This is a genomic window from Idiomarina sp. ST20R2A10 (genome assembly GCF_051842345.1).
GTDB lineage: Bacteria > Pseudomonadota > Gammaproteobacteria > Enterobacterales > Alteromonadaceae > Idiomarina > Idiomarina loihiensis.
On the sequence record NZ_JBNIEY010000004.1, the window covers coordinates 39,327 to 60,448 of the forward strand.

General features: G+C 47.6%; 22 protein-coding genes. 16 read left to right on the forward strand and 6 right to left on the reverse strand.

Annotated features, from left to right (window positions below; genetic code table 11):
• Positions 1 to 68 precede the first annotated feature (68 nt).
• Genes ACP7H9_RS07590 through ACP7H9_RS07605 form a run of 4 tightly spaced genes read left to right on the forward strand, consistent with a single transcriptional unit; the run spans position 69 to position 1,992 of the window.
• Complete coding sequence (locus ACP7H9_RS07590) at positions 69 to 308, forward strand: hypothetical protein (protein ID WP_011235670.1); 240 nt, start codon at positions 69 to 71, stop codon at positions 306 to 308.
• The gene (locus tag ACP7H9_RS07595; protein WP_011235669.1) at positions 305 to 955 is read left to right on the forward strand and encodes a DUF2959 domain-containing protein; all 651 of its coding nucleotides are present in this window, start codon (positions 305 to 307) and stop codon (positions 953 to 955) included. The genes ACP7H9_RS07590 and ACP7H9_RS07595 overlap by 4 nt, the downstream gene beginning before the upstream one ends.
• Before the next feature lie 18 nt (positions 956 to 973).
• Positions 974 to 1,492 carry an NADPH-dependent FMN reductase gene (locus ACP7H9_RS07600; RefSeq protein WP_011235668.1) on the forward strand — a complete coding sequence of 173 codons (519 nt, stop codon included), beginning with the start codon at positions 974 to 976 and terminating at the stop codon, positions 1,490 to 1,492.
• Entirely contained in the window at positions 1,492 to 1,992 is a 501-nt protein-coding gene (locus tag ACP7H9_RS07605) for an MgtC/SapB family protein (RefSeq protein WP_011235667.1), read from the forward strand. Before ACP7H9_RS07600 ends, ACP7H9_RS07605 begins: the two co-directional genes overlap by 1 nt.
• On the opposite strand, the gene ACP7H9_RS07610 is transcribed toward ACP7H9_RS07605, so the two are convergent.
• Positions 1,989 to 2,603, reverse strand: coding sequence for a TetR family transcriptional regulator (locus tag ACP7H9_RS07610; protein ID WP_011235666.1), 615 nt, complete (start codon positions 2,601 to 2,603; stop codon positions 1,989 to 1,991). The two genes, ACP7H9_RS07605 and ACP7H9_RS07610, sit on opposite strands and share 4 nt — an antisense overlap.
• 180 nt (positions 2,604 to 2,783) lie before the next feature.
• Between ACP7H9_RS07610 and ACP7H9_RS07615 the strand changes: the two genes are divergently transcribed.
• On the forward strand, positions 2,784 to 3,065 hold the full coding sequence (locus tag ACP7H9_RS07615) for a DUF3081 domain-containing protein (protein ID WP_011235665.1): 282 nt from the start codon (positions 2,784 to 2,786) through the stop codon (positions 3,063 to 3,065).
• Positions 3,062 to 3,730: a PAQR family membrane homeostasis protein TrhA gene (gene trhA, locus ACP7H9_RS07620; protein ID WP_011235664.1), complete on the forward strand. Its 669-nt coding sequence runs from the start codon at positions 3,062 to 3,064 to the stop codon at positions 3,728 to 3,730. Before ACP7H9_RS07615 ends, trhA begins: the two co-directional genes overlap by 4 nt.
• Before the next feature lie 75 nt (positions 3,731 to 3,805).
• On the opposite strand, the gene typA is transcribed toward trhA, so the two are convergent.
• The gene (gene typA / locus ACP7H9_RS07625) at positions 3,806 to 5,647 is read right to left on the reverse strand and encodes a translational GTPase TypA (RefSeq protein ID WP_011235663.1); all 1,842 of its coding nucleotides are present in this window, start codon (positions 5,645 to 5,647) and stop codon (positions 3,806 to 3,808) included.
• A gap of 310 nt (positions 5,648 to 5,957) precedes the next feature.
• On the opposite strand from typA, the gene glnA reads away from it, so the two are divergent.
• The 6 genes from glnA (at position 5,958) to ACP7H9_RS07655 (ending at position 13,024) form a co-directional block, all read left to right on the forward strand.
• Positions 5,958 to 7,367: a glutamate--ammonia ligase gene (gene glnA, locus ACP7H9_RS07630; RefSeq protein ID WP_011235662.1), complete on the forward strand. Its 1,410-nt coding sequence runs from the start codon at positions 5,958 to 5,960 to the stop codon at positions 7,365 to 7,367.
• A gap of 24 nt (positions 7,368 to 7,391) precedes the next feature.
• Positions 7,392 to 8,513: a nitrogen regulation protein NR(II) gene (gene glnL / locus ACP7H9_RS07635; protein WP_011235661.1), complete on the forward strand. Its 1,122-nt coding sequence runs from the start codon at positions 7,392 to 7,394 to the stop codon at positions 8,511 to 8,513.
• On the forward strand, positions 8,503 to 9,909 hold the full coding sequence (gene ntrC, locus ACP7H9_RS07640) for a nitrogen regulation protein NR(I) (RefSeq protein ID WP_011235660.1): 1,407 nt from the start codon (positions 8,503 to 8,505) through the stop codon (positions 9,907 to 9,909). The genes glnL and ntrC overlap by 11 nt, the downstream gene beginning before the upstream one ends.
• A 75-nt stretch (positions 9,910 to 9,984) precedes the next feature.
• Positions 9,985 to 10,665: a response regulator transcription factor gene (locus ACP7H9_RS07645; protein WP_011235659.1), complete on the forward strand. Its 681-nt coding sequence runs from the start codon at positions 9,985 to 9,987 to the stop codon at positions 10,663 to 10,665.
• A 95-nt stretch (positions 10,666 to 10,760) separates the two neighbouring features.
• A complete protein-coding gene (locus tag ACP7H9_RS07650; protein ID WP_228758014.1) occupies positions 10,761 to 12,023 on the forward strand; it encodes a sensor histidine kinase in 1,263 nt (420 codons plus the stop codon).
• The gene (locus tag ACP7H9_RS07655) at positions 12,020 to 13,024 is read left to right on the forward strand and encodes an alpha/beta hydrolase (protein WP_439222506.1); all 1,005 of its coding nucleotides are present in this window, start codon (positions 12,020 to 12,022) and stop codon (positions 13,022 to 13,024) included. Before ACP7H9_RS07650 ends, ACP7H9_RS07655 begins: the two co-directional genes overlap by 4 nt.
• Here the strand turns inward: ACP7H9_RS07655 and fieF are convergent.
• Positions 13,014 to 13,943: a cation efflux pump FieF gene (gene fieF, locus ACP7H9_RS07660; RefSeq protein ID WP_439222507.1), complete on the reverse strand. Its 930-nt coding sequence runs from the start codon at positions 13,941 to 13,943 to the stop codon at positions 13,014 to 13,016. The two genes, ACP7H9_RS07655 and fieF, sit on opposite strands and share 11 nt — an antisense overlap.
• Before the next feature lie 54 nt (positions 13,944 to 13,997).
• On the opposite strand from fieF, the gene trmL reads away from it, so the two are divergent.
• On the forward strand, positions 13,998 to 14,462 hold the full coding sequence (gene trmL / locus ACP7H9_RS07665; protein ID WP_011235655.1) for a tRNA (uridine(34)/cytosine(34)/5-carboxymethylaminomethyluridine(34)-2'-O)-methyltransferase TrmL: 465 nt from the start codon (positions 13,998 to 14,000) through the stop codon (positions 14,460 to 14,462).
• On the opposite strand, the gene ACP7H9_RS07670 is transcribed toward trmL, so the two are convergent.
• Positions 14,446 to 15,786 carry a hypothetical protein gene (locus ACP7H9_RS07670; protein WP_016341407.1) on the reverse strand — a complete coding sequence of 447 codons (1,341 nt, stop codon included), beginning with the start codon at positions 15,784 to 15,786 and terminating at the stop codon, positions 14,446 to 14,448. The two genes, trmL and ACP7H9_RS07670, sit on opposite strands and share 17 nt — an antisense overlap.
• Positions 15,787 to 16,084: 298 nt before the next feature.
• Here ACP7H9_RS07670 and ACP7H9_RS07675 point away from each other — a divergent pair, with 298 nt between their 5' ends.
• Entirely contained in the window at positions 16,085 to 17,761 is a 1,677-nt protein-coding gene (locus tag ACP7H9_RS07675; RefSeq protein WP_439222508.1) for a cyanophycinase, read from the forward strand.
• Between the two features lie 274 nt (positions 17,762 to 18,035).
• On the opposite strand, the gene pyrE is transcribed toward ACP7H9_RS07675, so the two are convergent.
• Positions 18,036 to 18,680 carry an orotate phosphoribosyltransferase gene (pyrE, locus tag ACP7H9_RS07680; RefSeq protein WP_110013477.1) on the reverse strand — a complete coding sequence of 215 codons (645 nt, stop codon included), beginning with the start codon at positions 18,678 to 18,680 and terminating at the stop codon, positions 18,036 to 18,038.
• A 36-nt stretch (positions 18,681 to 18,716) separates the two neighbouring features.
• Positions 18,717 to 19,430 carry a ribonuclease PH gene (gene rph / locus ACP7H9_RS07685; RefSeq protein WP_439222509.1) on the reverse strand — a complete coding sequence of 238 codons (714 nt, stop codon included), beginning with the start codon at positions 19,428 to 19,430 and terminating at the stop codon, positions 18,717 to 18,719.
• Between the two features lie 136 nt (positions 19,431 to 19,566).
• On the opposite strand from rph, the gene smrA reads away from it, so the two are divergent.
• Both smrA and ACP7H9_RS07695 read left to right on the forward strand, forming a co-directional pair.
• Entirely contained in the window at positions 19,567 to 20,154 is a 588-nt protein-coding gene (gene smrA / locus ACP7H9_RS07690; RefSeq protein ID WP_439222510.1) for a DNA endonuclease SmrA, read from the forward strand.
• A gap of 9 nt (positions 20,155 to 20,163) precedes the next feature.
• Positions 20,164 to 21,027 carry a YicC/YloC family endoribonuclease gene (locus ACP7H9_RS07695; RefSeq protein WP_439222511.1) on the forward strand — a complete coding sequence of 288 codons (864 nt, stop codon included), beginning with the start codon at positions 20,164 to 20,166 and terminating at the stop codon, positions 21,025 to 21,027.
• Positions 21,028 to 21,122: the final 95 nt, after the last annotated feature.

Genomic DNA, 21,122 nt, shown 5'->3' on the forward strand with positions numbered 1-21,122 from the left:
TTAGTTTGCTTTTTCTAAAGTAATGGCTCTTAATTGGTAAGCTGCATGTTAAGTGCAAGGAGAACACAATGTTGTATATTTTAGCTATTTTACTTCCCCCCGTCGCTATTTTACTGACGGGTAAAATTTTTCAGGCGATATTTAATGCGGTTATCGCTATTGTCGGCGTAGTACTTTTTATTGTCTCGCTTGGTGCGCTGGGAGCTCTTTATATTATCGCTATTCTTCACGCCATTATTGCGGTGCATGGTTATCACCGTGACAAACGCGACGAACGTATTATTAAAGCTGCACGAGGTGACAAATGAGAAAATGGACATTGCCGTTGGTAACGGTCTTCATGCTGTCAGCATGTCAAAGTGCTTACTATGGCACTATGGAAAAATTTGGCGTAGAAAAGCGCGATATTTTAGTCGATAGAGTGGATGATGCACGTGACTCACAAACCGATGCTCAGGAAGAGTTCCGTTCTGCATTAGAGCGTCTGGACGCTATGCTAAACATTGATGGTGGTAATCTGGAAAAGCAATATAACGCGCTGCTTGATGATTACGAAGACAGTAAATCTGCAGCAGAGAGCGTTCGTAGCCGTATCGACGAAGTTGACGAAGTAGCTAATGACTTATTCGACGAATGGAGCGAAGAGCTGGGTGAATACAGTAACGACACTATGCGTCGCGAAAGTGAGCGACAGTTACGCCAGACGGAACGCCGTTATGCCGAGTTGCTGAGGGTGATGGAGCGCGCGGCAGATAAGATGCAGCCGGTGCTGGATAAAATGCAGGATAACGTGCTTTATCTGAAACATAACCTGAATGCTAAGGCCATTGATGCTATTCGCGGTGAGTTTGGTAATCTGCAGAATGATATTTCCGCATTAATTAAAGACATGGAAGCGGCGGTAAGTGAGTCAAACCGCTTTATTGAAGCAATGAAGAGTTCTCAATCCGAATAATCAGGAGATAGTAATCGTATGACCGTTGTATTCATTGGTGGTAGCCGTCGTAAAGACTCGCTTAATGCCAAACTCAAACATCGTTTGGCTGAAGTTGCAGATAAGCATGGCATTCGACATGACATCGTTGATGCCGATGCGCTGGACGCGCCGATCTACCATGGCGACTTAGAGGCCGCAGATGGTGTTCCCGAGTCGATGAAAAAGTTGGCTGAAAAGATTCAGTCAGCCTCAAAAGTGGTTTTAGTCAGCCCTGAATATAATTCGTCGGTCTCTCCACTGATAAAAAATGCGATTGACTGGGTGTCGCGGGTTGAGACGCAGGCCTGGGCCGGTAAAACGGTATTATTGGCTGCTGCTTCACCCGGGGGGTTAGGGGGCATTCGGGGGCTAAGCCACTTGCGGGACATTCTTGGCAATGTGAAGGCATGGACTGCGCCGTTGTTTGCCTGCTGTCCGAATGCCAATGACGAAAGCATTGCGGCAATGGATGAAAGTTTTCTTAAGCAATTTTTAGAGCAAGGAGAGGCCAGCTAGTGATTGACTGGCAAGTTGTTCAGGAACTGGGTCCTTACTCATGGAATGGCATCGGCACTGCCCTGCTCTGTGGTGCCATTGTCGGGCTCGAGCGACAGGTTAGAGGCAAACCGGTTGGTATAAGGACCGCTGCACTTATCATCTTAGGTACCTATCTATTTTTAACTGGTGGCTCCTCGGTTGTCAGTCAGGGCGGCGATCCATCCCGCGTCATTGGACAAATTATTACCGGCATTGGCTTTCTTGGTGCAGGCGTTATGTTGGCTCGGGACGGTGTTGTAGTTGGTGTCACATCGGCGGCGACAATCTGGGCCCTGGCGGCAATTGGCATTGCAGTCGGTCTTGGTATGTACGGGGTTAGTATTGTGTTGTCGATGGTAATTGTTGGTGTATTGCTTGGTGTCGACTTACTGGAAGATACTTTTCAATCTTTGACCCGCGGCGTGCACCGAAAATACAATGGCTGGCGCCGCGGACGTGCAGACAGCAACGAGCCTTAGCGTGCTAACCCGTTAATATAGCTATCGATAGCCTGGTTGCCGTACTCCACTAAAGGAAAGTAATCCGGAGCAAGCAGCCAGTTATAAATAAGGCCGTCCACTAATGAAAACAAGCCAATAACCGCAACCCTGGGGCTAGCTTTTGAGGACAACTGACCTTTTTGGATAGCTGATTCAAACAACTTTTCGACTTCACAAATGCATTCGTTACGACCGCTAACATGCCGTAATTTTATAGGATTTACTTCGTCAATGTACTCGCACTTGTGAAGAAGGATGCTGGCAATAGAACGTACCTGGGGCTCATTTTGAACGCGAGCTAAAAATTCTTTAGAGCGGGCTTTTACTTCTTCTAAGGCATCGAATTCTAAACTCTCGGCTATTTGTTCCCGCATTTCATCGATCGGAAGAGAAATTCTTCCCATTAACGATTCAATGAGATCCATTTTATTTTCAAAATGGTGATAGATAGCACCGCGAGTGACACCCGCTTTTTCAGCCACTTGCATCATCGACGTTTGAGTCACACCATTCTCGCTGAATAAAGCCTCAGCAGCGTCTAATAACTTGGCGCGGGTCTCCATTGCGTCTTCTTTTGTGCGTCGAACCATGTTCGGCTCCTATTTCTTAACATCCGTTCATTATTATAGCGGCTTTTGCCTAATCATGCACCTATGTATGTATATTCTGATACAAGGTTTTTGAAACAAATAGGTAAAAGCGGTTGTGGAATGGACATTCGACCCTAATAATAAGGGTATACATTTAGTTAGAAAACGCTGAGGTGTGTGATGAAAAACGAACTTGATAACAAACTGATGTTGGATGCGTACGAAAAGATCCACACTCATGGCGAAGCTCGTCAGGGACGTCACTACTTGGACGGAATAGAAGCTTATACCGACCATGACGGTTATACCGTTTTTTTGGAAGGGCATGGTGTCACGCTAACCCTGCAGTTTCATAACTCATATAACTTAAAATACGACAATGAAAGACAGTATGACCAGTTTATAAGGGCACTCAAGAATATCAGTAAAGGTTATGAGACGCCGGGAATGGAACGAGGATGAGCAATCAGCATAAAGTCTATACCGTAAAGGAAGAGGTGGCTCATGCATTAACTCATGGCATTGGTGCCGTTTTAAGTATTGTTGCTTTAGTTTTCATGTTGATTTGGGCGGCGGCTTACGGTGATGGTTGGCATGTTGTTGCTGCGAGTATCTACGGTGCTAGTCTTATTCTGCTTTATACCGCTTCAACGCTTTATCATGCGTTTCCCTGGCCAAAAATGAAAGCGGTGTTTCAACAGCTTGATCATGCCGCTATTTACATTTTAATTGCTGGTACTTATACGCCATTTGCTTTAATCAATTTAAGAGATGCCTGGGGCTGGACCTTATTGGGCGTGGCTTGGGGAATTGCTTTGGTGGGTGTCGTGCTTGAGCTGACGCTGAAAAAGCGAATTGCCTGGCTGTCGCTTACTCTCTACCTTGGAATGGGCTGGATGGCGATTATTGCGATTAACCCGATGATTGATAATGTGGATGCAGGTGGCTTGATGTTGCTTGTCGCCGGCGGTTTAGCTTATACGCTGGGTGTTATCTTTTATGTCTGGAAATCTCTGCCTTATCATCATGCCATCTGGCATTTGTTTGTATTGGCGGGCAGCGTCTTCCATTTCTTCTCGATTTTCTACTTTGTATTGCCGCAACCGGAGTTGCTGAGTGCGAACTAGCTGATAAGCTGAATTTTGGTTATAAAAAACGCCCGCTAAAGTAGCGGGCGTCTTTTTATAACAGCTCTGCAAATCTTAACCGTTCTTCGGCTCACGACCTAAACGTTTACGATCGTTTTCTGTCAGTGCGCGTTTACGAATACGAATAGACTCAGGTGTCACTTCGACCAGTTCATCGTCATTGATGAATTCCAGTGCTTGCTCCAACGTTAAACGAATTGGTGTACTTAAGGTCTGTGCTTCGTCAGTACCAGAAGCGCGTACGTTAGTCAGCTGTTTACCTTTCAGGCAGTTTACTGTCAGGTCGTTTGAACGGTTATGAATACCGATGATCTGGCCTTCATAAACTTCATCACCGTGTGATGCAAATAACTTACCGCGCTCCTGCAGGTTAAACAGTGAGTAAGTCAGAGCTTTACCCTGAGCATTTGAAATCAGTACACCGTTACTACGCTGACCGATGGTTCCGCCTTTGTGCGGACCGTAGTGGTCAAACGTATGGTACATAAGGCCAGTACCTGAAGTCAGTGTCATGAATTCTGTCTGGAAGCCAATCAAACCACGGCTTGGTACTTCAAAATCAACGCGAACGCGACCTTTACCGTCTGGTGTCATGTTGGTCATTTCGGCTTTACGCAAGCCTAATTTTTCCATAACCGCACCTTGATGCTGCTCTTCAATATCAACCGTCATGGTTTCATAAGGTTCCATTTTCTTACCATCTTCGTACTTGATGATAACTTCTGGACGAGAAACGGCTAATTCAAAACCTTCACGACGCATGTTTTCAATAAGAACACCTAAGTGAAGCTCACCACGGCCAGATACGCGGAAACGATCCGGGTTGTCAGTTTCTTCAACACGTAAAGCTACGTTATGAACCAACTCTTGTTGCAAACGTTCAAGAATTTGACGAGAAGTAACAAACTTTCCTTCTTTACCTGCGAAAGGTGAGGTGTTTACCTGGAAGGTCATAGTTACTGTTGGCTCGTCAACGGTCAGTGGCTTCATAGCTTCAGCTTTACCAACTGCACACACGGTGTCGGAGATTTTTAGCTCGCCCAGACCGGTAATGGCGCAGATGTCGCCTGCTGCAGCTTTGTCCGCTTCAATGCGGTCAAGACCCAGGTAGCTAAAGACTTTACCAATTTTTCCGTTACGTTCTTTGCCGTCGGCACCAACAATAGTCACTTGCTGGTTCACTTTAACGCTACCGCGGGTAACGCGACCAATACCAATAACGCCTAAGTAGCTCGAGTAATCAAGCTGTGACACCTGCATTTGCAGGTCGCTTTCAGGGTCAGCATCGGGATGGCTTACCTTACTAACGATAGTTTCGAACAATGGCGTCATGTCGCCGTCTTGATCTTCTATGTCTAATGATGCCCAGCCGTTAAGCGCTGATGCGTAAACTACCGGAAAGTCCAGCTGTTCGTCAGTAGCGCCCAGGTTATCAAATAAGTCGAATACCTGATCCATCACCCAGTCAGGGCGTGCACCAGGACGGTCAACTTTGTTAATAACAAGAATAGGGTTCAAACCATGAGAGAAAGCTTTCTGCGTGACAAATCGAGTTTGAGGCATAGGACCGTCAACGGCATCAACCACTAACAATACGGAGTCTGCCATAGAAAGTACGCGTTCAACTTCGCCACCGAAATCGGCGTGTCCCGGAGTATCCAGAATGTTGATGCGGTAATCTTGCCAGTTAACCGCGGTGTTTTTGGCGAGGATAGTAATACCACGTTCTTTTTCAAGATCGTTGGAATCCATAATACGGTCTTCTATTTCGCCACGGCTTTCTAAAGTGCCAGATTGTTGCAACAACTTGTCGACTAGGGTGGTTTTACCATGGTCAACGTGCGCGATAATCGCGATGTTGCGTAATTTTTCTATATCAAATACCTGAATTGTCATTAAGAACTGCCTGTAGTTGTCCGGGAATGAAACCCGTCCAAGGGGTTTTGTGAAAAATAGCGGCGTATTCTACCTTTTTGAGTTGGATTAAGAAAGACCTGATTGTTTTTTGTTCGTTATATTTTTATGACGTTATCTTAGAATGTTACTTTTGCACCAATTTTGTGCGTTATGCGCTATACTGGTGCGTATTAATTTACGCATTATAGTGCTAAATGAACTAACTTTATGAATATAAACAAAAAAGTCAGTTGGCACAGGCTTTGCTATACTCAAGCTGTATTTTTAGACGCTGTCTACGGAGGACAACATGTCAGCTAATAAGATTTTCGATACCATCAAAGAACACGACGTAAAATTCGTCGATTTACGCTTTACCGATACTAAAGGTAAAGAGCAACACGTCACTATTCCGGTGTCGCAAATCGATGAAGACTTCTTTGAAGAAGGTAAAATGTTTGATGGTTCATCTATTTCCGGCTGGAAAGGCATTAACGAATCAGACATGGTACTGATGCCAGACAACGAGTCTGCGGTGATTGATCCCTTTACTGATGAAGTCACATTGAATGTACGTTGTGACATTCTTGAGCCGGAAACTATGCAGGGCTATAGCCGTGACCCTCGTTCAATTGCAAAGCGTGCGGAAGATTTCCTGCGCTCATCAGGCATTGCAGACGACGCTTACTTCGGTCCGGAACCTGAGTTCTTCCTGTTCAACGACGTACGTTTCCACACAGACATGAGTGGTTCGTTCTACAAGATTGACGCGGAAGAAGCGAAGTGGAACTCAGGCCGTGAATATTCAGAAGGTAACCTGGCTCACCGTCCTGGAGTAAAAGGCGGCTACTTCCCGGTACCTCCGGTAGACTCAGCGCACGACATTCGTGGCACCATGAGCTTAGTAATGGAAGACATGGGTATGGTTGTTGAAGCCCATCACCACGAAGTAGCAACAGCAGGTCAGAACGAAGTGGCTACACGCTTCAATACTCTGACTAAGAAAGCTGATGAACTGCAGGTTTATAAGTATGTGGTGCATAACGTCGCGCACTCTTACGGCATGACCGCAACCTTTATGCCGAAGCCACTGGTTGGCGATAACGGCTCTGGCATGCACGTGCATATGTCACTGAACAAAGGCGGCGAAAACTTATTTGCCGGCGACCAGTACGCAGGCTTGAGCGAAACCGCGCTGTTCTATATTGGCGGTATTATTAAGCACGCACGTGCCATTAACGCTTTTGCGAACGCCTCTACTAACTCGTACAAGCGTCTGGTTCCTGGTTTTGAAGCACCGGTGATGCTGGCTTATTCCGCCCGTAACCGTTCGGCTTCTATCCGTATTCCATTGGTTTCCAGCGCGAAAGGTCGCCGTATTGAAGTGCGCTTCCCTGACCCAAGTGCGAACCCGTACCTGGCCTTTACTGCGCTGTTAATGGCTGGCCTTGACGGTATCCGTAACAAGATCCACCCTGGCGATGCCATGGACAAAGATTTATACAATCTGCCTCCTGAAGAAGCGAAAGACATTCCGACCGTTTGTCACTCACTGGAAATGGCTCTGGACGCGCTGGATAAAGACCGCGACTTCCTTAAGCAAGGCGGCGTTATGGACGACGACATGATTGATGCCTACATCGATCTTAAGTACAACGAAGTAGAGACATTGAAGAAGACTACCCACCCGGTAGAATTCGATATGTACTACAGCGTTTAATGGTTACTGGCCGGGTAAGGTGTCTTGCCTTACCCGGTTGCACCAACTTGGTGCGTAATTTATCCTGCCTTCGTGAACGATAGCGCGCTACTTAACCAACTACTCACAGGCATACTCATCCTCGATGATCGCCTGACCATCCGTTACGTCAATTCGTCTGCTGAATCCTTACTCGATCACAGTGCAAAACGCCTGTTGGGCGAACCTTTCACTGCGGCTTTTTATCAGTGTTCGCTGGCGTCAGAAACGCTGATGGAGTGCCTGAATAGCGAGCAAACGGTGCTGAATGCGGAAGCTCAGTTCGCGCTGCATTCCGGGCACAATATTCGGGTGGAAACCAGTATTCAAACAGTAGAGCAACCTTTTGGACGTGCTTTGCTACTGGAATTAAAACAAGTAGACCAGTTGCGGCGAATAAATCAGGAAGATCAACAGCGTAATCAGCTATTCGCTACCCAGCACTTATTGCGCGGTATGGCGCATGAAATAAAGAACCCTCTGGGAGGTTTACGCGGCGCTGCGCAGTTACTGGCACGGCAACTTCCGGACGAGAGCCTGACAGAGTATACGGACTTGATCATCACCCAGTCGGACCGGTTAAGGTATTTGGTCGACAGGTTATTAGGGCCGGTAAAAAGGGGCGAGTCGAAGGAAACCAATATTCATGAAGTGTTGGAAAGAGTTGCCAGAACTTTGGTGTACGAATATGGAGACTCGCTGAATTTAGTTCGGGATTACGACCCGTCGCTGCCGGATATTCAGGTGGTTGCGGAAGCTTGTGAACAGGTGTTTTTGAATATTGCCCAAAATGCAGCACAAGCTATGTCAGGCGAAGGCACTATTACAATTAAAACGCGGGTAGAACACCAATTGACTCTGTTTGGACAGCGCTATCGACAATGTGCGGTGGTTACTTTGACCGATAATGGGCCCGGTATTCCGGCCGAGTTGCGCGAAACCCTGTTTTATCCGTTGATAAGCGGCCGTGCTGAAGGAACCGGACTCGGCTTGTCGCTGGCACAAAATTTAGTGCATCAGCATAAAGGGAAAATTGATTTTGATTCCAGTCCCGGAAAAACCCGATTTTCAGTGTATTTGCCTTATCTTTCAGCAGAAAATGGTAATGAGGTGACGGATGACCACTAATGCTCAGTTATGGATAATTGATGATGACGACTCTATTCGCTGGGTACTGGAAAAAGCCTTTGCTGATAGCCGTTATCACGTGCGCAGTTTTGCCAATGGCGAAGACTTTTTCATGGCTCTAAAGAGCGATAAACCAACCGTTGTGCTCACCGATATCCGTATGCCGGGAGAAAACGGCCTGGCTGTACTGGAGCGGCTGCATCAGACCGAGGCGCATTTGCCTGTTGTGGTTATGACCGCGCATTCCGATCTCGAGACAACGGTAAAAGCGTTTCAGGGCGGCGCATTTGAGTATCTGGCAAAGCCCTTTGACATTGATGAAGCTATTACCGCCGTTGACCGTGCTCTGCAGCATGCCAGACAAAGTGAAAATGCGCCCGCGCAAATAGACGCAAATTCAGTTCCCGAGCTTATTGGTGAAGCCACGCCTATGCAGGATGTGTTTCGTGCTATCGGTCGCTTGTCGGGCTCAAGCGTTAGTGTGCTGCTTACCGGAGAAACCGGTACTGGCAAAGAAGTTGTCGCGCGAGCTCTGCATAAACACAGCCCACGGGCGGATAAACCTTTTATTGCGCTTAACATGGCAGCAATACCCGCCGATTTAATTGAGTCGGAGCTGTTCGGGCACGAACGCGGGGCCTTTACCGGAGCCGACCGTAAACGCGTCGGGCGTTTTCAGCAAGCTGACGGTGGTACTTTGTTTCTGGATGAAATTGGCGATATGCCTTTACCAGTTCAGACACGGCTGTTGAGAGTTCTGGCCGAAGGACAGTTTTACCCGGTGGGAGCGTTGCAACCGGTAAAAGTGGATGTGCGCGTTATTGCCGCCACCCACCGGGAACTAGAACACTTGGTTAACCAGGGCACATTCAGGGATGACCTTTATCATCGTCTTAACGTTATCCGTTTGCGGCTGCCGCCTCTGCGTGAGCGGGCGGAAGATATCGATACTCTGGCAAGACACTTTCTTAAAAAGTCGGCCGAAGAGTTGAATGTCACACCAAAAACATTGTTAAATGAAACGCTTAGCACATTAAAGAGTTACAATTGGCCAGGTAACGTCCGACAACTGGAAAATACCTGTCGCTGGCTAACCGTTATGGCGCCCGGGCAGCAAATAAGTCCCCGGGACTTGCCTGAAGACATTCTGGTGACTTCAGAGCCAGGTTCGACAGAGCCAGGCGGTGAGCTTACCTGGTTACACTTTTTGCAAACTGAGCTGGAACAGCAGCCGTTAAACTCGCAGGATGTTCTGCAAAGTTATCAGCAGCAGCTGGAGCAGGTTGCGTTACAGACTGCTTTAAAACGTTTTTCCGGACATAAACAAAAAGCAGCCGCATGGCTGGGCTGGGGAAGGAATACCTTAACCCGAAAGTTGAAAACTCTGCTAAAGTAAAAGTTATGTAAAGAGGGTCGTATCCATCCCCGGCATTTTGGATCATGGATTTATTTCTGGAGAGAACAACAAGTTATGAGACATTCCGTACTACTCATTGACGATGATACTGAAATGTCTGTCATGCTGACAGAATTGTTTAAACGTGAATCTGTGGATTTAAGTGTCGCCGAAGATGGTGTCACTGGTCTTGATAAAGCACTTAACGGTGACTACGAACTTATTTTGCTGGACGTTATGCTACCCGGCATTGATGGTATGCAGCTTTTGCAGCGGTTACGCCAACAACATCGTGATACCGCGGTGCTGATGCTGACGGCTCGTGGTGACGATGATGACAGAGTCATGGGGCTGGAGCTTGGCGCAGATGATTATCTGCCAAAGCCTTTTAATCCACGTGAGCTGATTGCCCGTGTAAGAGCTTTGCTGCGTCGCACGCCAAACACAACCATGCAGAATGAAAGCCTGAACGTTTGTGGCATAGTGCTGGATCCGGCTACTACGGAAGTAAAATGCGATGATGCTGAACTGATTCTGACACCAACTGAGTTTGATATTTTGCGTTGTCTGATGCAGCAAGCCGGTCAAATGGTCAGTAAAGATCAGCTTTCTGTTGCGGCACTGGGACGAAAAATGGAGCCTTTTGACCGCAGTCTTGACGTGCATATTAGTAACATCCGGAAGAAATTCCCGGCAAAACCTGATCGTATTCAAACTATACGAGGTCGCGGCTACCGACTGATTGCAAGCTTATGAAGAACCGGCGTACGCGGTGGTACCGATCGCTTGCTCTGAGATTACTTTTCATTTTTTGGGCGCTGCTTTCGGTCACAGCGGCCAGTGGTTATTTGTTGGCGGTTTGGAACAAACCTAAAGCTGAACTTAAACCACTGGAGCCGGAGATTTATCAGACGTTACAGCCTTTATTGAGCGATGCGTTAACCTTTCACTCGCTACAACCCGGCCGACTTATTGCTGGCGACTACCGCGTTGCCGCACAGTTGTCGGTGCAGGGAAGCGAAAAGCTATTAATGGACGAGATGCTGCGCGTAAGTCACGGCTCCACGCTATTGCGTATGCTGGGTCAAGACTCTCCGCAGCAGATTCCTCTGGACGAGCGTTTGTTAATGGGTCCGTTCGAGCTCGACGGCAATAAAATTCTGGTGACTAAGCCCTTAGGCATTGAAGAGCAGGTTGACCGTGAGCGGTTGGAAGCAGAATCGACCCGCGCGCGCATACTGACCTTAATGGTTGGTAGCGGTTTACTCGCAGTATTACTGGGTATTTGGCTTATTCGACCTATACGGCGAATGATTCTGGCAATGCGCGAAGTGGCTGATGGTAGTGCAACGCCTGAACTTAAACGTTTACCTAAACGTGGTGATGAAATTGGCGAACTGGCACGGGCTTTATCTCAAGGGGCGGTAGACTTAGCAACTTCGCGTGATGCGCAACGGCGATTACTCAGCGATGTATCGCACGAATTACGTTCACCTATGGCACGTATGCAGGTGGCTCTGGATTTAGCCGATTGCAATGAGGACGACCCTAATTGGCAACAATTGCGCCGCGATACGGAACGTCTCAGTGTGATTATTGAGCGAATTCTTTCACTGTCGAGACTGGAGAATGGGCTGGTTGATCTGAACCATGAAAGCCTGGATAGCGGTGAACTGGTGCAGCAGCTTATTAATGATATGTGTTATCAGCATCCAGAAGTACGCGAACGCTTGCTGCGGCATGGTAGCAACTGGCCGGTTATTGATACCGACCCTGAATTGCTGCGGCTGGTTCTTGAGAATATTGTTCGTAACGCGCTGCACTACACCGAAGATAACGTAGAGCTTTCTTGTGACGATTACGGCAAAGGCTGTCATATTCGCATTCGGGATCACGGCCCGGGGGTTGATGAGAGCACCATAAGTAAACTGTTTGTGCCTTTTTATCGCGGCGATCCGGCGCGACACCATAAAGCCGGCGTTGGTCTTGGTTTAGCCTTGAGTCATCGCGCGGCGGCTGTTCTGGGTGGTGAATTAAAAGCTCATAATCACTCTGAAGGAGGACTTGAAGTCGTGTTAGACTTACCCAAAAGTCAGCCCGAACAGAAAGAATGAAGCAACCGCCTACTACACAACAACGCCCTGCAGACGACACGCCCGAATGGCTGGAGTTTTTTAAGGCTCAAGTCGAAGCCTTTTGGGAGCAGCAAGTTACCTCTGAGTATTTTACTGCGTTTGATGGTATCAAATTACATTTTGCCTATTACCGACATAGTGACTCCGCACCCTTAGTGGTTATTGCTCCGGGGCGAATAGAATCGGCGCTTAAGTATCAGGAACTGTTTTGGGAGCTGGCGCAGCAAGGCTTTTCCGTTGCAGCACTGGATCACCGTGGGCAGGGGTTGTCGGGGCGCCTGACGGCGAACCCTCATCAGGGACATGTCGAAAACTTTAATGACTTTGTACGTGACTTTTCAGACTTTACTGACCAGTTGATGGCACAATTTGGCGATGTACCCAAAACACTGTTTTCTCACTCGATGGGCGGAACAATAGCGACCATTTACTGTGCCACTTACCAGCATCCTTATAAAAAACTCATACTCTCTGCTCCTATGTTTTCTATAAAAACAGGAATAGTGCCTTATTGGTTCGCGCGTTGGATAGTTTTTGCGGGAGCCTGGCTAAACCACTGGGTAGCAAAACCCTGGTACTTTCTTGGTATGGGAAATTATAAGCCTGTGCCTTTTGAAGATAACGTTCTGACACATAGCCGACAGCGATATAAGGCGTTTCGGGACGTTTACGATAATGTTTCGGATGTTCAGCTAGGCGGACCCACATTTAATTGGTTGTATGAGGCCATCAGTGCCGCTATCAAGGCGCAGAAACTGGCAAATGACATTACCATTCCGGTCATTCTGTTTCAGGCAGGGAATGATAAAGTGGTTTCCGCGTCAGGACAAAAGAAAGTAGCTGCTGCGGTTACCCGAAACCACTTTAGGTTTGAGACCATTAAAGGTGCATCGCACGAGCTTATGATGGAAGCTGACAAGTTTCGTCAACCTGTGCTGGACGCTCTTATTGAAGAAACCCGGGAACTCGTTAACGTTTAAGTGAGCCTTCAACCACGGCGACAATTTCAGGATCCATGTGGACAATAATATCGGCTCCCGGAAAAGCTTTCATCAGCTGTGCTTCAACATCATCGGCAATAGCGTGAGCCCGTAATAAAGACAACTCGTTGGCCAGTTCAATGTGTAACTGAATAAAGCGCACCGGCCCTGCCTCCCGTGTGCGTAGACCGTGAAAGCCTCTAACGCCGTTTACCGCCATTGTGATATTACCAATCTGCTCTTGTAGTTCTTCTGACAACTCACGATCCATCAGCGCCTGAAATGCGTTCCAGCCAATACGAATTGCGCCAATAATTAGATAAACCGCAATGCCCATGGCAAAAATACTGTCAGCCCAGAGCCAGCCATAGCTACTTAAAATTAACGCCACAATAACGGCTAAGTTCAGCAGTATGTCCGACTGATAGTGAAGATTATCGGCCTGCACGGCCTGAGAGTTGGTATGACGAATAGCCATACGCTGTATAACAATTAAAACAAAGGTAATGACAATAGCAATGGCAGAAACCGCGATACCGTAACCCACTTTTGGAACACTGCCGCCCTGCATAAACTGTTGAACGCTGTGAAAAATAAGCAGCATGCTGGAACCTGAAATAAAAGCGCTTTGCGCTAACGCCGCCAGGGACTCGGCTTTACCGTGACCGAATCGATGCTCTTCATCTGCTGGTTGCAAAGCGTAGCGAATCGCAAAAAAGCTGAATATGGAAGCGCCGCTGTCTAAAATTGAATCGGTGAGAGATGCCAGCATACTGGCGGATTCTGTCTGGAACCAGGCAAAAAGCTTAATGGTAATTAGGATTATGGCAACGATAACCGACGCTGTACTAGCCAGTCGTACCCAAAAAGCATAATTCTGTTGGTAGTTTTTCTGATTTGCCACAGTACCGGTACACATTTATAAAAGATATTCTGCTATTCTACCGCTTTTACCCAAGTGATGAAAACGACCATGTTGCACCTTGTACTGTTTGAGCCTGAAATTCCCCCTAATACCGGCAACGTTATTCGTTTGGCGGCGAACACGGGCATGTCCTTGCATTTAATTGAGCCCTTAGGGTTTGAGCTGGATGAAAAAAAAGTACGTCGGGCGGGTCTTGATTATCACGATTTAGCTTCTGTAAATATCCATAAAGACTGGCAGAGCTTTCTGAATAGTACCTCGTTTAACCGCATTTTTGCGTGCACAACCAAAGGTAAGACAAATTACTCTGCAGTGGCTTATGAGGCCGGCGATGTTTTGTTGTTTGGCCCTGAAACTCGCGGGCTGCCAATGGAGGTCCTGGAAACTTTTCCACAAGAGAACTGGTTGCGGTTGCCAATGGCGGACACCAGCCGAAGCCTGAATTTATCCAATTCAGTGGCTATTTTTGCTTATGAAGCCTGGCGCCAGAACGATTTTACAGGCGCTCGTTAATTTGCTGTTTAGCCCTTTTTTCAATTGTCTGTTCGAACAGCGTGTTATCAAATAGTTGACGAAGTGCACGGCCTCTGTTGTTGTCGAGAAAGGCCATGAATAAAGGTTGTGGTCCCGACAGCTTCTGTTTCTTGTAGGGCTTTTCGGTCCAGTCAGGCAGGTTGTCCTTGTAGTCTATTACCGCACTGACCCTTTCCATATCCAGCAGTGCAAAGCAGTCCAGTGAATTCGAGGCCCGGTAAAAGGGTCGGTCGGTATCCACTAAGGTTTGCATGAAGCGAGGGCCGGATACACAAATAGGACCATCATTCGGTTGTTCAAGGGTGAAAAGAAAAATGCTGTCGTCGTAGCCAATATGATATTTAGACAGAATGATATTTTTTATTTTCTGATCAGGACGAACACCGATTAACGCATCTGCACGGCCTTCCTGTAGTAATTGAATACTTCGCTGCCAACTGCTGACAACCGTATTGAGCCGGGAGGTAAAAGTCGGAAATACGGATTTAGCCAAATTCCATAATTTGCCCGTGCCGTCGGCATTCAGTAAGCCCTGGTGTATGGCTCCTACAACCGTCAGTTGCTCAGGACGCTTTATGGGCTGTATTGGTGTTTCCAGGGTGACACCATACTGCTCGCGCAGTGCCTTCATCCGGCCGTTGTCGCGCATAGTTTGCAGGTGATAAGTCAGTTGAGGTATCAGTCTCGCATGCTCTTCATTCAGATAATGAAAACCAACCTCTGTCGATAACTTATGAGTAATTAAATGAGGGTTATCTTTCAGATCTGAATTTTCAAATTGAAAATCCCCCATAAATGCCATTTGAATGCGCCCCGAATCGAGTAATTTTACCACTTGCTCAATATCAATAGGGGTGACAATAGACGGTTCGTAAGGCAGGTTTTCGACCAATTTGGTAATTGAGTCCATACCGTTAACATAGGCCAGACTTTTCATTTCTGACAATGGGCAGTAACCACAGTTACGACGATCGGCTACCGCGATAATATCGAAAGTGAATAGTGGAAAAGGCACCCGGCGCAGGTGCCGGCGCTTGTCTTCAAGTAGCGCTGTTCTTCCCAGCTCCCCGGCGATGGTACCTTCAGCAGCCAACTGCTCACCTCGTAAGCGGGGAAGTTCGATGTACTCGAGTTCAATACCGAGTTTTTCGTATGCCTCTTCAAGCACCGCTGTTACATATTGCGTAAAGGGACCTTCCTCGGGAGCACGGAAAGTCAGTTTCTGCTCTGAGAAGGCAAAACTGGTCATCGGGAGCAGGCCCGCGAGCAGTAACAGAACGCAAAAACGTAACGGTGACTTCATAACAACACGTGTGATCTTATTTCATAAAAGAGAGATTAGTATAGCAGTGTTCGGATGCTCGTCACGAGCCCTGAAAATTATTTATTTTCATAGGTTTACGCTTATTAACAGTGAGTTTACTATGCCGTATCACATAAGTTAATTCTGCGAGAATTTTAGGTCTGTCTATAATAAATGCGTTAATCTATTGTCCTATATTTGACAGTTGGGTTGTTAACGCTCTAGCGTTGCAGCCTGTTGATTTTGTTAGTTGAAATATTCTAGCGGTGAAAGCCGTCGGTAACTAGGGGTTTTATTTATGGTTAAGTCGTTGTTTTCCTTGCTCTCTTTGGCGGCATTGTCATCAGCTTTTGCGGCGCCGTCAAATGCTGCCGATGACGATACATACCGACATTTATTGTTGGCTGGTGGCGGTCTGACGGCCTGTTCCAGTTTCGCGTCGGATAACTGTGATGACGTTGACTGGATTGATAAGGAAACGATGCGCACCGACAGGTATTTAAACCTGTCGAAAAAATTTCGTTCGAGAGCAACGGCAGAGTCGGTTTGGCCTAGTTACCGTGAAGAAACTCGCAAAAAAGTTGCTGATGCGCTGGAATTAATTCACGAGCGTTTAAAAGAAGACATTGTTCCTGAGCGCGTTTTTCTGCGTGAGTTTACCCGGCGGGCGACACAACAGCTTTATAACTCGTTGTCAGATGCTGAGTGGAACCGGATTATTGACTTAATTGAGCTACCGGTTCCGGATTCCGCACGTGAAGTGGTTAATCTGGATGAAAACCTCAAAGGTGAGTCAAAAGCAATTTTTCAGCGCTTTGTTGAAATGGCGCAGTCAGTTGCCGGAGATGAACGGAAGCCAAAGGTGTATTTCCTGACCTCTGCATCACGTAATCCGTACGATAAGATAGATTTTTACAATAGTGTATTTGAACAGCTGGGAGCAGAAGTGCATTGGCTGCCACTGGATTCTGCTGTAGTAAAAGCTCAGCGGGAAGGTCGTTGCGATGAACTGGCAAAAATTCAGCAAAAGCAATTAGGTGCTTATGAACGTGACCGGGTGCATAAAGACTGGTATCAGGAGCAAGTCGCTTTTTGCAAAGATTCTGATGCGGCCGCAGAGATGCTGGCCGATGCCGATGGACTGTTTTTTAATGATGGTGATCAGAACCTGACTCGTTCAACCTTTATTAAGGCGAATAATGAACCCGGCGATGTGCTGAAGACGATTATTGCAGCTGTGCAACAAAAGGAAGTGGTTATTGGCGGAACGGGTGCCGGCACTGCGGTTATGACTTCTAAGCCTATGATTTCTAATGGCACAACCGCTGAGGCCATAAAAGAGGGAGCGATTGCTTCCGATCCTCCTCCATTTGGTTGCAATTTAGACACCACCTGTCCGCCGAATGTTGGACCTGATAGCCTGACTTACCATCCGCTGGGCGGCTTAAGTTTGTTTCACTATGCCACATTGGATACTGAGTTTTCTGAGCGCGGGCGGCAGGGGCGCTTAATGCGTCTGGCAGCTGCGAGTTCCACACCATTATCTATTGGTATTGACGAAAATACCGCAATGGAAGTGAATTTAGAGAGTGGTGCTTTCAACATTATTGGTGAGCGTGGTGCGTTTATGGTGGAAGATGCACAAGGAACCGATAATGCCGTAGCTGCTACGTTTCATTATCTGGTCGCCGGAGCATCGGGGGTTATCTCTCCGTATGGATTACAAACCGCCGAGTTTGCGGAAGGCGATGATGTTGTTCAGGAAGAGCCAACAACAAACTTTCTCAGTGATCGTGGTTTAATCGATTCCTTGCGTATTTTGTGTGGCGAGCGTAAGCAGGTTAGCTTGCTAAATAAAGACTTCCGCCTAATTGCGCAGCGCGGGGAATCCAGTCGCGTGCAGTCTTCAGGTGGCGAATGCCAGATTGTAAACGGCAGCATTGGTATTGCCTGGCAGCCACAGGAAAAGCTGTAGCGGCTGGGAAACCGGGAAAACGAGTGCTGAGGTTACGAGGGGTCTTTTGGAGGACGCCCGTGAATACATCCTTGTAGGGCTTGAGCAGCGCCATCCATGGCGCTGCACACCTCCACAAGACCCCTCGCAACCGTCAGGCGCACTCTTATTCCCCGATATTCCACCTGGCGTGAATGAAAACGGCAATCACTTATTGCCGTTTTCCTGGTAGCCTGACATTCATGTCAGGTGAGATATTGGACCTGACGTAAACGTCAGGCTACGCACATTCGTATCAGGCGACGCCGAACTCGGCGCGATACGCTTCAACTTTGGGAAGATATTCGTTAAAAGTGTCGTCATCTTTCAAAAAGTTGATGACATCATTCAAGCTTACAATGCTAACCACCTGGGCATTAAAATCACGCTCAACTTCCTGAATCGCCGATAACTCGCCTTTGCCTTTTTCCTGACGGTCTAGAGCAATCAGAACACCGGATAATTCGGCGCCGTTGGCTTCGACAATCTCCATGGCTTCGCGAATCGCTGTGCCGGCGGTGATCACGTCATCCACCAGCATCACTTTGCCTTCCAGCGCTGAGCCCACCAGGTTGCCGCCTTCGCCGTGGTCTTTCTTTTCTTTACGGTTAAAGCAATATGGGGTGTCCTGCTGATGGTGGTCATATAAGGCGACCGCTGTGGCAGTGGCAATTGGAATGCCTTTGTAAGCCGGGCCAAAAAGTACGTCAAAATCGATACCGGAGTCGACCAGCGCGGCGGCATAAAAGCGGCCTAAGCGGGCTAAGTCAGAACCTTTATTAAACAGCCCAGCATTAAAAAAGTACGGGCTGGTGCGGCCGGACTTTAAGGTAAATTCACCAAACTTTAATACGCCACGCTCTATGGCAAACTCAATAAACTCTTTTTGATACGCTTTCATTGCCTGCTTATTCCTCGCTTACGTTTATACTGAAGCTTACGCCAACGCTTGTTTCTGAATATCAATCAACTCGCGAATGCTGTGGCGCGCCATATCGACCAGACTGTTCATTTCATCAAAGCTGAACGCTTCGCCTTCTGCAGTGCCCTGAATTTCGATGAATTTGCCGGCTTCAGTCATAACAATATTCATGTCGGTGTCGGCTTTTGAATCTTCAACGTACTCCAAGTCGCTGACCGGGTCGCCATCTAAAATGCCCACCGAAATAGCCGCAACCATTTCTTTGAGTGGGTTCACCTTAACCATGCCCTGCGCGCGCATCCAGCTCAGCGCGTCAACTAAGGCGACACAAGCGCCGGTGATAGAGGCTGTGCGTGTACCACCGTCAGCCTGAATAACGTCACAGTCGACCGTAATAGTATTCTCACCCAACGCCGCTAAGTCGACGCAAGTTCGCAATGAGCGGCCAATAAGACGTTGGATTTCCAAAGTGCGTCCACCTTGCTTACCACGCGATGCTTCACGCTGAGAGCGGGTATGTGTGGCACGCGGTAACATGCTGTACTCGGCTGTGACCCAACCCTGACCTTTGCCTTTTAAAAAGCGGGGAACGCCTTTCTCAACAGAGGCGTTGCAAAGAACTTTGGTTTCACCAAACTCAATTAATACTGAGCCTTCAGCGTGTTTAGTGAAGTTGCGGGTAATGGTTACCGGTCGAATTTGTTGTGCCGTACGGCCACTTGGACGCATGTCATCTCCTTTTTGAGTGAATGTCGCTGTGTAAGAAATTGAACGCAATTGTAGCAGAATTGCACGATTAATGGATCGCGATTCCGTCGACAACGTATTACACTAGACGTAGCAAAATAAATGGACGGGAGGCGGTATGTCGCGTTCAGATGATGAAGAATTTGAGCTGTTTCGTCAGGAAATGACGGATGTAACGCCGTTAGCTGGTGAAGAAGTCGCTGATATTAAGCAGGCTTTTGAACCAACACTGGCGCAAAAAGAACGGCGCCGGGCGGCGGAAGCAGAGGAAGAAGAAAATGCTAACTTCTTGTCGACTGAATATGTCGATTTAGTGGAGCCGGGTGAAGCTATCGAGTTTCATCGGGACGGTGTTCAGGCTGGAGTGTATAAACGCCTGAAACAAGGCCGCTACACCATGGAGGCCAGCCTGAACTTGCATCACCACACGTTGCGTGAAGCACGCACGGCGGTATTTAACTTTGTGCAGGATTGTCATCAGGCGGGTATTCGCACTGCGCTAATTATTCATGGGCAAGGTAAACACTCGAAGCCACATCCGGCGTTGATAAAGAGCTATGTGAATAAGTGGCTGCGCGAAATGGCGCCGGTACTAGCATTCCATAGCGCGCAACGACCGCACGGCGGCCGCGGCGCAGCCTATGTAATGCTCAAGAAAAATGCTGAGCAAAAGCAAAAGAATCGCGAAAAACACGCGAAAAAATAAGGAATTGCAATGATTCAAAGCATGACAGGATACGCACGTTACGAGCATAAAGCTGATTGGGGCTCTGCCACGTGGGAAATTCGTTCCGTTAACCAGCGCTATTTAGAAACCTATTTTCGCCTGCCGGAAGCGTTCCGTTCGCTGGAAAACACCTTACGTGAACAGTTTCGTAAGAAACTGCAACGCGGCAAGGTTGAATGCAAACTCTATATACACATGGACGAAGCACGCCAGACAGAATTAAACATCAATGAACCGCTGGCTAAAAGTGTTATCGCTGGCGCTAAATGGGTCAGTCAGCAATCAGCCGCTGGTCAGCTGAATCCAATTGATGTGCTCAAGTGGCCGGGGGTAGTGAGTAATGATGAACAAGACATGGATGAAGTGCAAAAGGAAGTGTTAGCTGCGCTCGATAAAGCCACTGCTGATTTCATCGACAACCGCAAAAGTGAAGGCAGTGCCATCGATCGCATGCTGCAGGAGCGCTTAGACGGTGTGACCACGCAGGTGGCCTTTGTGCGTGAACGTATGCCCGAAGTTATGGCCTGGCAAAGTGAGCGCTTACTAACTCGTTTTGAAGAAGCTAAAGTGGAGCTGGACCAGCAACGCGTTGAACAGGAAATGGTCATGCTGGCGCAGAAAACCGACGTAGCCGAAGAGCTCGATCGCTTAGACGCGCACGTGGAAGAAGCCCGCAAAATTCTGAAAAAAGGCGGCCCTTGTGGACGTCGTCTGGACTTCATGATGCAAGAGTTTAACCGTGAAGCAAACACCCTGGCCTCAAAGTCGATTAATGCCGATATCACCGCCGCTGCGGTAGAGCTTAAGGTGTTGATTGAGCAAATGAGAGAACAGATCCAGAATATCGAATGATTTTCTAGCCTTATTCATTTTTAACTTAAACGTCTGAAAATAAAAGATAAAACTAAAATTGCTAGTTCAGTTTTATTCAATTAATTTCTAAATCC